At 34.1% G+C, this 13,678-nt stretch carries 14 protein-coding genes; 2 read left to right on the top strand and 12 right to left on the bottom strand.

Annotated elements, in window-relative coordinates:
- Nucleotides 1-83 precede the first annotated feature (83 nt).
- Together ACO05K_RS01275 and carA are read right to left on the bottom strand one after the other, a co-directional pair.
- Nucleotides 84-848 (bottom strand): ABC transporter ATP-binding protein, encoded by a 765-nt coding sequence (locus ACO05K_RS01275; protein WP_421942660.1) that lies wholly within the window; start codon nt 846-848, stop codon nt 84-86.
- 201 nt (nt 849-1,049) lie between these two features.
- A complete protein-coding gene (carA, locus tag ACO05K_RS01280; protein ID WP_421942661.1) occupies nt 1,050-2,162 on the bottom strand; it encodes a glutamine-hydrolyzing carbamoyl-phosphate synthase small subunit in 1,113 nt (370 codons plus the stop codon).
- Nucleotides 2,163-2,420: 258 nt separating this feature from the next.
- Here carA and panB point away from each other — a divergent pair, with 258 nt between their 5' ends.
- On the top strand, nt 2,421-3,236 hold the full coding sequence (gene panB / locus ACO05K_RS01285; RefSeq protein WP_421942662.1) for a 3-methyl-2-oxobutanoate hydroxymethyltransferase: 816 nt from the start codon (nt 2,421-2,423) through the stop codon (nt 3,234-3,236).
- A 54-nt stretch (nt 3,237-3,290) separates the two neighbouring features.
- A complete protein-coding gene (locus ACO05K_RS01290) occupies nt 3,291-3,977 on the top strand; it encodes an RluA family pseudouridine synthase (RefSeq protein ID WP_421942663.1) in 687 nt (228 codons plus the stop codon).
- A 2-nt stretch (nt 3,978-3,979) separates the two neighbouring features.
- On the opposite strand, the gene ACO05K_RS01295 is transcribed toward ACO05K_RS01290, so the two are convergent.
- The 10 genes from ACO05K_RS01295 to ACO05K_RS01340 all read right to left on the bottom strand — a co-directional run bounded on the left by ACO05K_RS01295 (nt 3,980) and on the right by ACO05K_RS01340 (nt 13,657).
- Nucleotides 3,980-4,453: a hypothetical protein gene (locus tag ACO05K_RS01295; RefSeq protein WP_421942664.1), complete on the bottom strand. Its 474-nt coding sequence runs from the start codon at nt 4,451-4,453 to the stop codon at nt 3,980-3,982.
- Nucleotides 4,454-4,502: 49 nt separating this feature from the next.
- Complete coding sequence (locus ACO05K_RS01300) at nt 4,503-5,813, bottom strand: sensor histidine kinase (RefSeq protein WP_421942665.1); 1,311 nt, start codon at nt 5,811-5,813, stop codon at nt 4,503-4,505.
- 81 nt (nt 5,814-5,894) lie between these two features.
- Nucleotides 5,895-6,572 carry a response regulator transcription factor gene (locus ACO05K_RS01305; protein ID WP_421942666.1) on the bottom strand — a complete coding sequence of 226 codons (678 nt, stop codon included), beginning with the start codon at nt 6,570-6,572 and terminating at the stop codon, nt 5,895-5,897.
- A 103-nt stretch (nt 6,573-6,675) separates the two neighbouring features.
- Nucleotides 6,676-7,887 carry an aspartate aminotransferase family protein gene (locus tag ACO05K_RS01310; RefSeq protein WP_421942667.1) on the bottom strand — a complete coding sequence of 404 codons (1,212 nt, stop codon included), beginning with the start codon at nt 7,885-7,887 and terminating at the stop codon, nt 6,676-6,678.
- 29 nt (nt 7,888-7,916) lie between these two features.
- Nucleotides 7,917-8,627, bottom strand: a complete 711-nt coding sequence (locus ACO05K_RS01315; protein WP_421942668.1) for a LytR/AlgR family response regulator transcription factor — start codon at nt 8,625-8,627, stop codon at nt 7,917-7,919.
- Nucleotides 8,628-9,651: 1,024 nt separating this feature from the next.
- A complete protein-coding gene (locus tag ACO05K_RS01320) occupies nt 9,652-10,086 on the bottom strand; it encodes a hypothetical protein (protein WP_421942669.1) in 435 nt (144 codons plus the stop codon).
- A 14-nt stretch (nt 10,087-10,100) separates the two neighbouring features.
- Nucleotides 10,101-10,757 (bottom strand): hypothetical protein, encoded by a 657-nt coding sequence (locus ACO05K_RS01325; RefSeq protein ID WP_421942670.1) that lies wholly within the window; start codon nt 10,755-10,757, stop codon nt 10,101-10,103.
- Between the two features lie 33 nt (nt 10,758-10,790).
- Entirely contained in the window at nt 10,791-11,351 is a 561-nt protein-coding gene (locus ACO05K_RS01330; RefSeq protein WP_290241075.1) for an RNA polymerase sigma factor, read from the bottom strand.
- Between the two features lie 373 nt (nt 11,352-11,724).
- Entirely contained in the window at nt 11,725-12,681 is a 957-nt protein-coding gene (locus tag ACO05K_RS01335; protein WP_421942671.1) for a transketolase family protein, read from the bottom strand.
- Between the two features lie 130 nt (nt 12,682-12,811).
- Nucleotides 12,812-13,657: a transketolase gene (locus ACO05K_RS01340; RefSeq protein ID WP_421942672.1), complete on the bottom strand. Its 846-nt coding sequence runs from the start codon at nt 13,655-13,657 to the stop codon at nt 12,812-12,814.
- Nucleotides 13,658-13,678: the final 21 nt, after the last annotated feature.

A 13,678-nucleotide genomic window follows, 5' to 3' on the forward strand; every position in this document is an offset into this window, starting at 1 on the left:
AATAAAGCACAGGTTTTATCGGGACTAAAGCGGAAAGCGGGAGTAACGTTAATTATTGTACTGTTTTTGCTTTTCTATAAATATTATTCTCTCCACTCTTTACCTGTAAGGTTGATAAAAACGTCTTCTAAATTGGCCTTTTTAACTTCTTTTTTTCTTTCGAAACCGCTGTTAACCAAATTGTCGATTAAATTGTCGGGCGTATCTAAGGCAATAATTTGTCCGCGTTCTACAAAAGCAACCCTGTCGCACAATTGCTCGGCTTCATCCATGTAATGCGTTGTTATTACTACGGTCGTGCCATTTGTTCTTATTTCGGTTATCAAATCCCAAAGGTTTCTTCTTGCTTGCGGATCTAAACCTGTTGTTGGTTCATCTAAAAAGATAATTTTAGGCTGATTTAGAAGTGTTGTAGCAATAGAGAAACGCTGTTTTTGTCCGCCAGAAAGGGCTTTGTATTTTGCTTTCGCTTTATCCTGAAGATTTACTTTCTCGAGCATCTCCATCGGTTTAATATCTGCGCCATATAAACCTGCAAAAAGTTCAATCAGCTCAACTAAATTCAGATTTGGATAGTAACCAGCAGCTTGTAGCTGAACGCCAATAATTTGTTTTATGTCTTGCGCCTGTGTATCAACAGAAAATCCATCTACAATAATCTCTCCTGAGGTTTTGTCTCTCAGTGTTTCGATAATTTCTAACGTTGTAGTCTTGCCCGCACCGTTTGGACCTAAAAGACCGAAGATTTCATTTTCATAAACATCAAAACTTAAATCTTGTACAGCTACAAAATCATCGTACTTTTTTACCAGATTTTTAACGCTGATAATGGCTTTGTTTGTTTGCATATTGCGAATGTAAGAAGCTTTAAATGAATAGAAAATGAATTTAGTTACAATAAAAACAAAATGTCGGTAAAATGATGTTTTTGTTAGGTGAAATTGACTTATAAAACAAAATCTGCGAATCTTTAGCTTTTATGTCGCCACAGATTCGCAGATTTTAAAATATTAAGCTTTAGTCTTTAAGCTTTTATCTTTCTGCTCTTTCTACCAAACTAATTCGCCTTTCATCACCTCAACAAAATCATCGAAAAGGTAACGAGAATCGTGTGGGCCAGGTGAAGATTCTGGGTGGTATTGTACTGAAAATGCTTTTTTACCTTTAACACGAATACCTTCGATAGATTTATCATTTAGGTTGATGTGCGTAATTTCAACTTTATCTGAGTTTCTAACTTCATCAGGAACAACACCAAAACCGTGATTTTGAGAAGTAACCTCGCAATGGTTTTTAATAATATTTTTAACCGGGTGGTTTAAGCCACGGTGACCGTTAAACATTTTCATTGTTCCAATTCCGTTTGCCTCTGCCAATAATTGGTGACCTAAACAAATACCAAACAATGGTTTATCAACAGCTAAAATTTCTTTAATGGTTTCAACCGCGTATGGCATTACCGATGGATCGCCAGGACCATTTGAGATAAAGTAACCGTCTGGATTAAATTTTTCCATTTCGGCAAAAGTTGTTTTTGCAGGGAAAACTTTTACGTAAATATCTCTGTTTTCGAAACTACGAAGTATATTTTTCTTGATGCCTAAATCTAAAGCCGCAACTTTCAAACTTGCTTCCGGATTGCCATAAAAATATGGCTCCTTTGTACTAACCTTCGATGAAAGTTCTAAACCATCCATTGATGGTACTTCAGAAAGCTTTTGTTTTAACTCTTCTAAATCAGTAATTTCTGATGAAATAATTGCATTCATTGCGCCTTTGTCTCTAATATGGCGTACCAAAGCACGTGTATCAATATCAGAAATGGCAACTAAATTATCATTTTGAAAATAATCCTGAATAGATTCTGTTGCTTGTTTACGGCTGTAAACAATGTTGTAATTTTTACAAACTAAACCAGCAATTTTTATTGAATCAGATTCAATCTCTTCCTTTTGGATACCGTAATTCCCGATGTGTGAATTAGTGGTAACCATAATCTGTCCAAAATAACTTGGGTCAGTAAAAATTTCCTGGTAACCTGTCATACCTGTATTAAAACAAATCTCACCGGTTGTGGTTCCAATTTTTCCGGCTGCTTTGCCGTAAAAAACCGTTCCGTCGGCTAGTAATAAAATTGCAGGTAACTTGGTGTAGTTAGTCATGGTTAATACAATAAGAATTTTGATTTAAAAAAGAGTAGAAAAAAGGATGGCTTTCGGCATTAAAGCCGTTTTTGCTAGGTGCAAAAAAAGATGAATAAATCCCTTCCATTTCGGGGTACAAAGATAGGATTTAATGCCGTAAAAGTTTAAAAATTTATTCAATTTTTTGTAACATCCCTAATAATTATATTTTATGACCAATTAAACTACACGTTTTAGAATATAACTTTATACTTTTGGCTCACCAAAACAAAACCAATGTCGGTACATAAAGAAATCAAACGCATAACCACGCACATTTTACAAGAGATGAAACAACGTGGTGAAAAAATATCAATGCTAACCGCTTATGATTATTCTATGGCAACCATTTTAGATGATGCCGGATTGGATGTTCTGCTTGTTGGCGATTCTGCTTCTAACGTAATGGCGGGTCATGAAACCACTTTGCCAATTACTTTAGACCAGATGATTTATCATGCTGCATCGGTAATTAGAGCTGTTAAACGTGCTTTTGTAGTAGTTGATTTACCTTTTGGTTCTTACCAAGGAAATTCTAAAGAAGCCTTAAATTCTGCGATTAGAATTATGAAGGAATCTGGTGCGCATGGTGTAAAATTAGAAGGAGGTGAGGAAATTATCGAATCTGTTCAGCGTATTATTACTGCTGGTATTCCTGTAATGGGGCATTTGGGTTTAACGCCGCAATCAATTTATAAATTTGGAACATATACCGTTAGAGCTAAAGAAGAGGAAGAGGCGAATAAGTTAAAAACAGATGTACTTGCTTTGCAAGCCGCAGGTTGTTTTGCAATCGTTCTTGAAAAAATTCCAGCAGTTTTAGGTAGAGAAGTTTCTGAAAGTTTACATATACCTACTATTGGCATTGGTGCAGGTAATGGTTGCGACGGACAAGTTTTAGTAGTTAATGATATGATTGGTTTAACAAAGGGATTTAAACCACGTTTCTTACGTCAGTATATTAATTTATACGATGATATTTTGGGAGCTGCTCAATCTTACATCCGTGATGTTAAAGCCAACGATTTTCCAAACGAAAAGGAACAATATTAGGGCTGGACTTAGTGAACAATTAAACAATTAATCATTTAAACAGTTAAACACGCTTTGCCGATTACCGATAAAGACATACTTTTTGAAGATAACCACCTGATTGCGATTAATAAACGAGCAGGAGACATTGTACAAGTTGATGAGACTGGCGATGAGCCGCTTGATGAACAGGTAAAGAAATACATCGCCCAAAAATACAATAAACCCAATGGTGCTTTCTTAGGTGTAGTGCATAGGTTGGATAGACCAGTTAGCGGAGTAATCCTTTTTGCTAAAACTAGTAAGGCATTGGAAAGGATGAATGCTGTTTTTAAAAACCGTGAGGTTAAAAAAACATATTGGGCAGTTGTTAAAAATAGACCTGAGCAAGAATCGGGTACACTAATTCATTGGCTGGTTAAAAATCCACAGAAAAATGTAGTTACTTATTATAAAACAGAGGTAACCGGAAGCCAAAGGGCAGAATTATCTTATAGATTAATTGGCAAAGTTGGAGATTACTTTTTAATTGAGGTTGATCCTTTAACTGGTCGTTCTCATCAAATTCGAGTTCAACTTTCATCAATGGACTGCTCTATAGTTGGCGATAATAAATATGGTTATCCAAGAGGAAGTAGAAAAGGAAGTATTTGTTTGCATGCCCGCAGACTTCAGTTTCTTCATCCTGTTAAAAAAGAACCAGTAAATATTTTTGCCAAATTACCAGTTGATGGATTTTGGGAAAGATTTGAAAATATGTAATTCTACTTACATTTTGTTTTTTCTAAAACTATTGAATTTCCATAAGTAAGTTTGCGGTAGTTTTTAAATTTTACTTCATCTTTATCTTGATAGGTTTCACCATAGCCTTCTAAAAATTTATCGCCTTGTCTAACCCAGGCAACTTGTCTTTTAGACCATGTTCCTTCAGATTGAAATTTGTAATCGACTATAATTGTGTCTCCAATACTATAGCCATAAAATTCGCCATCATTTTTATCTTTACCATCAAGATTATAGCTTAATTTCCCTATAACTTTATTACCACCAGTGCCGTAAATCAAAAGTGAAACATTATCATTATTCTTACTGTATGTAAAACACTCATCGGGACTTACATATTCACTCTGCCTTTCACTCATTATGCTCGAATCAACAGTTGTATATTTTTTACTATCGCTTTGACAAGAAAATAAAAAAATAGATAGCGCCGCAGCAAGTGTGAATATTCTTTTCATTGGTATATAGTTTAAGGGATTTTATTTGAACTAAATTAATTATTAAAACTTATTTTGGAAAAATTAAAGTAATAATCGTGCCACTATCGATTTTTGATTCTATACAGATTTCTATTTTGTGGAACTTTGCAATGCTTTGTACAATTGCTAAACCAAGGCCAAAACCTTGCTCTTCATCATTTCCGCGTTTAAATCTATCAAAAGCATCTTCTAACAATTCTTTAGTCATTCCAATTCCACTATCGCTAAATTTAATTTTATAGCTTTCATTTTCATAATCTCCATAGATATCAATTGTTCCTCCTTGAACATTATATTTTATGGCATTATTAATAATATTGATAAGCAACGTGTGTATTAAAGCCTTGTTGCCAATAAATTTTAAATCAGTAACGATGTTTTGGTTAAAGATTAAACCCTTATCCAATATTCTATCTTCAAGGTCTTCATAAATGTCATCCAATTCTTCCTTAATGCTAATCTCTTCAGTTTTTAGATATTGATTGTTTTCAACTTTTGAGATAAGCAACAAACTATTAATAATAACCTTCAAACGGTTAAGGGTTTTAAGAGAAGCAAAGATTTTATTTTCATGTTCAACCGGTATCTGAGGCGTGTTAAGCATGTTTTCAAAACGCGTACTCAAAACCGAAATAGGGGTAAGCAACTCATGCGATACATTGGCAATAAACTGCTTCTCTAATAGGAAAAGCGTGTTTATGCGTTTCATTAATGTATTAACACTATTATCTAAAATCTTAAAATCTTCTGTATTGGTTGGGATATTTTCGTAGTTATATAAAGTTGGGTCGTTAACACGATTTATTTTTTTATCAATAATTAGATAAAATGGTTTAAGCAAGAAATTTGTGAAAGCAAAGTCTGTAATTAACGTTATAAACAAAGAAATAACTAAAACGATGAGCATGTAAAACCGGATATAATTTTTTATGCCCTCTAAGGCCGTCATACTTTCGCCAAGCTCTAATTTGTACCAGTTTTTATGGTATTGAAATTTGTAATTCAGAATACGGTAAAATTCGATATCACCCTCAATTTCACGTTTTTCTGTAATTATTTTGAGTGGGGAATCAATTTGATTATCATCTATATCAGTTAAAATGATAAACTCCTCTTTTAAGATATTATAATCGGTAAAACTTTCCTGGTTGCTCAATAAACTGTCAATCTCTCTATTGCTCAGGTGCTCAATAATTCTTGCTTTCTTTTTAAGCAAACGATTATCAAGTTGGTTGTACGCAATTCTATCAAGTGAAAACAATATAATAGCACCTAAAATTAAAATTATTGCAATTTTAGTTATGGCATTATATAGAGAAAACTTGACTTGCAGTTTCATTTATGATGATAGATGGATGATATAAGATGGATGATGTTAGACTTAGGACTTGAGATTTGGATTTTGAGTTTTGAAATTTCATTAACAGTTAATTCTGTAACCAATGCTTCTTACAGTTTCAAACCAATCTATTGGGTTAACTGCGGCCAGTTTTTTACGTAAGTTTTTTACATGAACATCAACAAAATTCGAATCGGAATTTACTTCAAGAATATCGCCCCAAACATGTTCTGTTAAACTCATTCTTGAAACTACCCGGTTTTTGTTCAACACCAGATAATTAAAAATTTCAAACTCCTTTTTTGTAAGATTTAGTCTTTCATCACCATAAGATACTGTACGATTTTGAATATTAAAAGTAAAACCATGAATGTTTACCTCATTTTTTTCTAGCTTATGCTTTCTACGAATAATAGCATGCATTCTTGCCAATAATTCATTAAGGGAAAAGGGTTTTGGCAAGTAATCATCTGCACCTTCATCCAAACCTTTTATTCTATCATCTACAGCACTACGGGCAGTTAAAATAATTACGGCATCATCTCTATCACTAAAAGATTTAAGTTGTTTTAAAACCTCAAATCCATCGCCATCTGGCAAGCCTAAATCAAGTAAAATAAAATCGTAACTGTTTACAAAGATTTTTTCTTCTGCTGATGCTTTTTTCCAGGCATGCTCAATAATAAAACCTTCTTTGCTCAGAAATTCATTCATTTCCAGCGCCAGGCTTTTCTCATCTTCAACAATTAGTACGTTCATTTTAGTATCAAGTATTTAGTATCAGGTATCAAGATGTTAGGCGATATTTTCGTTGCTCGTTTTTCGTCCTCCGTTTTTAGCTCTCTGTCTTTAACTTTATGCTTTAGTCTTTGAGCTTTCCGCTTTCACTCACAACTAAGTTAATATTTCTTAAAATGATATGACAGGCTTCTTCAATTTCTTCTTTAGAAATAATTAATGGAGGTGCGATACGCATGGAATTACTACAATGTAAAAACCAATCTGATAAAACACCATCTAAAATACAGGCATCTATAATCTTTTTATTGATTTCGAAGTTTTCAAACTCTACAGCCAACATTAAGCCTCTACCTCTAATCTCTTTTATTGCCGAATGAACAAGCAAGTTTTTAAATAACTGGCCTTTTTCCTCAACTTCATCAACAATATGGTTATCTACTAAAGTGCGTAAAGTAGCTAAGCCAGCTGCACAACACACCGGGTGACCGCCAAAGGTTGTCATGTGCCCTAAAATTGGTGAATGTGAAAGCACCGACATAATTTCCAGCGAGCTGATAAAAGCACCAATTGGCATTCCGCCGCCAATGCCTTTTGCTAAAAGTAAAACATCAGGAATTATATTATAATGCTCAAAAGCAAACATTTTTCCGCTTCTACCAAAGCCAGATTGTATTTCATCAAAAATTAAAAGCGTTTTGGTTTCTTCACATTTGTTTTTGAGCGCTTGCATGTAAGCTAAATCTGCAACTCTTATGCCAGCTTCACCTTGAATAGGTTCTATAAAAACAGCTGCAATATCATCAGTAATTTTATCTAAATCGCTCAATTTGTTATGCTCTATAAAGCTAACGTTTGGTAAGAATGGTCCGTAACCAGATGAATAGAAATCGCTTTCCATTAAACTCTCTGCACCTTGTGTACTTCCATGATACGCGTTTTTACAAGCAATGAAACCTTTTCTGCCAGTGTATCGCTTCGCTAATTTCATAGCGCCTTCAACAGCTTCCGTTCCTGAGTTAAGAAAATAAGTGCAGCTTAAAGTTTCAGGTAAAATATCGGCTAAAGCTTTTGCGAAGTTAACCTGCGGTGTTTGAACGTATTCGCCATAAACCATTAAATGCATGTAGGTTTCGGCTTGCTTTTGGATGGCCTTAACCACAGCTGGGTGACAATGCCCAACATTACTAACGCCAATACCGGCAATAAGATCTAAATGCTTTTTATCTGAAGAATCGTAAATGTAAACACCTTTTGCCCTTACAAATTCGAGCATTAAAGGTTCGGGAGAGGTTTGTGCATTATGTTGTAAAAACAACTGGCGTTGTGTAAGCATAGCACAAAAATACGGAAATGAGGGCTAATTTATTCTTTATTTGCGAGGTAATGATAAAAATCTGAATACTTTCTACCGATTGGAATTTTCAGCCCATTTTGGAGTATAACTTGTTTGCGGTCAAACGATTTAATTTTACTTTCGGCAACTAAATAAGAACGATGAATTTGAAAATAACCTTTCTTTTTAGAAAGTAATTCTAATATCTCTGTTAAGCTGGACTTAGAAAATATATCTTCTTTCTGAGTAAATATTCTGGTATTTCTTTCCTTTGCCTCAATTGCAAAAATTTCGGTTAAATTAATTTGAAAAAATCTATTTCGTTGTTCAGCGCTTTTTACTAAAATGTAATCATCAGAATTTTCTTTGATAGCATTACTAAATTTTGTCAATAACTTTTCAGTTGCTTGAACAAATTTTGATTGCGAAATTGGCTTTAGCAAAAAATCGTCAGCTTGTAATTCGTACGATTGATATGCATAATTGGCATACGACGTAATAAAAACAAATTTATGGGTGTAATTTTTTATTAATCTTGCTAACTCTAACCCATTCATTTCTGGCATTTCTATATCCAAAAAAATGATGTCTAATTTTTTTTGCCTTTTGGTTAAATCGGCAAGCGCTAGCAGTGGGTTTGTGTAAGTCTTCAAAAGTTTTAGCCTTGAATCTTCTGCAATGTAATCTGTCAAAACTTCTAATGATGAAAATTCATCATCAATAGCGATACAAGTAAGCATGTCTTCCTTAATTTGAGCGAAAAATTTGGGTTAATTAATTAAGGAATGATTGTAACAAAACTATTGAAATTAAGTTGTCAATTCAAAAATAATTTTTCTATTAAAGCTAAAATATCTTGAAAAATTGTCGTTCATGTGGTTTCGTTTGTTGTTTATGTCGATTGGGTAGTTGTTGATGCGAAAAATTTTATATTGAATTTTTTGAAAGAGGTTTGAGGTAATTATGTGTATCTAATGTGCAAGTTCGTCAAGGCGAACAACTACATAGATTATATAAATACCTGAATCAAAGGAATTGTTATGTTTTGGATTGGTCATTATATTACAACAAATACGAAATTGATTTTGCGAAGGCCCCATATTGGTGATGGAACACGATTTACTACAATGCAGGTTATTGGTCACGATAATAACTTAAAGATTAAATTCTAATAATTAAACAACTTATGAAAACATCAGAATTAATAATTGGAGTAATTGTTTTTCTCATCTTATATATTATTTATCAAGTTATTATTTTGATAAATCAATACTCTAAAATGAAACAGAACAGTTCAAATGAAGCAATGAGATTGTTTTTTACAATGAATCCGTTTAGAAATTTGATATATGTTTTATTTCTAAAAAACAGGATTGATAATGAAAAGGAATAGCGAAGCTAGATGTTACAATAACAATCTATTTTAGAATTAAATATGAATGATAAATATAAACTTCTACTAAATTTACTAATAGGTTGTTCTGCATTATTAGTTTTTATAAACGTTTGGTTTTCTATGGTGCCAATTTGTTTATTGGGCACTAAATTTTTCCTATACTATGATAAAGAAAGATTGAACAATAAGTTAGGTTTGTTTTTTCTTATTGCCTTTTTGGTTTCTATTGCAATTGTGTTATATGAAAAGTTATAAGTATTAACTTGGCATTACCTTTTAAAGTTTCATTTTCTCTATAATCTTTATTTTAAAAGGAATTGCTTTAATAACAAAAAAGTCTTGCATTTTATTTCTGCAAGACTTTTTTGTTATTGTTTATCTCTAAATCTATTCAGCAACTCCCGTTTAAAGGCTTCCTGTGCTCTGTAGTATTTACCAACAGTTTTAATGGGCAGTGCAGATTTTAACTTGTAATAATATTTTTTCTCTAAGTTTAAATCTCTCTGGCGAAAGTCGAACTCACTGGTGATTAAACTTTGTACCTGTGCATCACTTAAATTATCAATCTCATCTACCTTTCTAAACGAAATCATTTTTTGAAAACGTTCTTTGCGCAGCGTATTTTGTTCTGCCTGCATATCGTTATAAATAGGCCAGAATACTTTAGCTTCATCTGCTGATAAATCTAATTTTTTAGTAAAAAAGGCAATCTTTAACGATTCTATTTCTTCACCTTTTGGTCTCTGCGCCCAAAGTATAGATGGTAACATTAACATTAAAGCGGCAAAAAATAAATTCTTCATTTCTATATTAATTTTTATAATTCCTGAGCTAAATCTGTTGATGAATAATTACTCAGTATGTAGTTTTCCATTTCTGTATCTGAAGCAGAAACGCTTGTTTTATTTGAAGTGGTTTGTGCTTCTACGTGTTCGATAATGGTGCTTTCATCAATATCATAAAGCATCGCTTCATTTGCCATTTCAGCAGAGCGCAATTGAGCAGCATTTGTGGTTGCAATACTTTGATTGTTTTGGTAAAAATAAACCCCGAACGAAGCAATAAGTACAAAACAAGCAGCGCTTGCATATTTAACAAATCCTTTTTTCCACAAAGGAATAATCTTTGCTTCTTTAGGTTTTATTTCTTCAGTTGCAATTTTACTATTTATGCGGCTTTGTAACGTTTCGAAATAATTTTCCGGAACGGCAAAACCTCTACTAGGTAAATTTATTTCTTCTAAAGCAATTCGGGTTTCAATAATTTCGGTTAAATCTTCGAAATAATTTGCCGGAACCTCAAAAACATTACTATTTGTTTTTTGCTTAAGCTTATCTAAAAAAACCTGATTCAAAACATCTTGCTCACAATTGTCGAAATATCCCTTAGGAACGATAAAAGGATTGCGCTTAACCATTGCGGCAAGGGTAGGCGCTTCATTAATCCAACCGTTATTTTCTAAATTCTCATTCATCACTGATATATGATACAATAAATGTGAAAAGGTTTAATAGTCAATCTCATCATTTGTAATAAAAGCTTCAATTTTTTTTGCAGCGATATGAAATGATGCCTTTAATGCACCTACAGATGTTCCAAGTACCTCAGAAATTTCTTCATATTTCATATCATCAAAGTATTTCATATTGAAAATTATTCTTTGCTTTTCGGGTAGTGTGAGTATTGCCTTTTGAAGTTTTAATTCTAATTTATCGCCATTGAAATAAGATGATGCCACTAAATTATCGGCCAGTTCAGAAGAAACTTCATCTAAAGGCGTATTGTTTTTTTGCTTCTGTTTATTTAGAAATGTAATGGATTCGTTGGTCGCGATGCGATAAATCCATGTATAAAGCTGAGAGTCGCTTCTAAATTTATCCAGGTTTTTCCAAACCTTTACAAAAACTTCCTGAATTAAATCATCGCAATCATCATGGTTTAGTACCAATCTGCGGATGTGCCAGTAAATTTTCTGCTGATATTTTTTTAATAACAAGTTAAAAGCTTCATTTCGAGTGCGCTCAACGGCGAACATGGCAAGAATTTCTGAATCTTCAACTTGTTTCATTAATCGGGTTTTGATGTTCTGGCGTTTTTAAAACGCTTTAACTAACTAATCAGTATATTTTTTAGAAAATGTTCGTTCGTAATTCTTCGGTAACGGTAGTCCTGCTTTTCGTTACAAGTCCGCTCCCGAGAAAATCGGGATTGCGGGCTTTCCACTTCAATCAGGTTTATTTACTGCGGTTTGTACTAAAATACAACTCCGCTAATGCATTAGTGCAGAAATGTTGTTTCTAAACCCGACAGCAGCGGCAGCCCGAGTTTTTCTACGAGGCTACAGCGAATGGCGGGGCTAAAGATTCCAAGAAATTCTGTATGCTCATTTTCAAATAACAAACGCCCAGAATATTATCTCGTGAGCGTTTGTTATTGGATTTTTATTTTTTTCTGCCGATTACTTTTTGTGCAGCTTCTACAATGTTAACTGCATCTAAACCGTATTTCGACATTAACTGGTCTGGCGTTCCGCTTTCACCAAAAGTATCGTTTGTAGCAACAAACTCTTGTGGCGCTAAATATTCTGTAGTTAATAAACGTGCAACACTTTCGCCTAAACCACCAAATTTGTTATGCTCTTCGCAAGTAACCACACAACCAGTTTTTTTAACCGATTTTAAGATGGCTTCTTCGTCCAAAGGTTTAATGGTGTGGATGTTTATAATCTCTGCATCGATACCTAATTCAGCTAATTTCTCGCCAGCTTCAATTGCTTTCCAAACCATGTGGCCGGTTGCAATAATGGTAACATCGGTACCTTCGTTAACCATCCATGCTTTACCAATCTCAAATTTTTGGTCAGGATCTGTAAATACAGGAATTACCGGGCGACCGAAACGTAAGTAAACCGGGCCTTCGTATTCTGCAATGGCAATTGTTGCTGCTTTAGTTTGGTTGTAATCGCAAGGATTAATAACCACCATTCCTGGCAACATTTTCATTAAACCAATATCTTCTAAAATCTGGTGTGTTGCACCATCTTCTCCTAATGTTAAGCCAGCGTGAGATGCACAGATTTTAACATTTTTATTTGAATAGGCAACAGACTGGCGAATCTGATCGTAAACACGACCAGTAGAAAAATTAGCAAAAGTACCCGTGAACGGAATTTTACCACCGATTGTTAAACCGGCAGCAATACCAATCATATTTGCTTCTGCAATACCAACCTGAGTAAAACGCTCTGGAAAATCTTTAATAAAGGCATCCATTTTTAACGAGCCAACTAAATCGGCACAAAGTGCAACAACGTTTTCGTTTTTCTTTCCGGCTTCATGTAAACCAGCTCCAAATCCTGAACGTGTATCTTTTTTTTCTGTATATGTGTATTTTTTCACGATTTCTTAATTTTTTGTTTACCTGGGTTCAAGCTTGCTTCGCAGGTTTTCATACCCCAAACCCCTAAAGGGGCTTTATTTGTTAGTGTAAAATTTAAGTTTTTTATTCCCCCTCCAGGGGGCTAGGGGGTTAATAATCTCCCAATGTTTCTGGTAATTGCGCTAATGCCGCTGCTAATTGCTCATCGTTTGGCGCTGTACCATGCCATTTGTGTGTACCCATCATATAATCTACACCAGCACCCATTTGTGTACTCATTAAATTTAAGATTGGCTTACCTTTTCCGGTTAATGTTTTAGCGTAATGTAAACCTTCAACAATAGCTTTCATATCATTACCGTCGGTATTGATTACATGCCATCCAAAAGCTTCAAATTTTGCCTGTAAATCATCTAAAGCAAGAACTTTACTTGTTGGGCCATCTATCTGTTGTCCGTTATAATCAACTGATGCAATTAAATGGTCAACTTTATTGAAAGGCGCAAACATTGCAGCTTCCCAGTTTTGTCCTTCTTGTAGCTCTCCGTCACCTAATAAAGCAAAAACAAGCGATTTATCTCCATTTAACTTTTTAGCTAAAGCTGCACCAATTGAAACAGATAATCCTTGGCCTAATGAACCCGAAGCAATACGGATCCCAGGTAAATGCTCATGTGTAGTCGGGTGACCTTGTAATCTTGAATCTAACTTACGGAAAGTTGCCAATTCGCTTTTATCAAAATAACCTGCGTGAGCCAATGTGCTATACCAAACCGGAGAAATGTGACCGTTAGATAAGAAGAATAAATCTTCTCCAACGCCATCCATGCTAAAATCGGTTTTGTGGTTTAATACTTCGAAATATAAAGCTGTGAAAAAATCTGTACATCCAAGTGAAGCACCCGGGTGACCAGATTGACATCCGTGAACCATTCTTACGATATCTCGTCTGATTTGCGAAGCAATATCTTCTAGCTCTTTAATTGTATGTTTCATTAAATATGAGGTTGTTGTTAC

The sequence above is a fragment of the Pedobacter sp. genome (genome assembly GCF_965227205.1).
Taxonomy (GTDB): Bacteria; Bacteroidota; Bacteroidia; order Sphingobacteriales; family Sphingobacteriaceae; genus Pedobacter.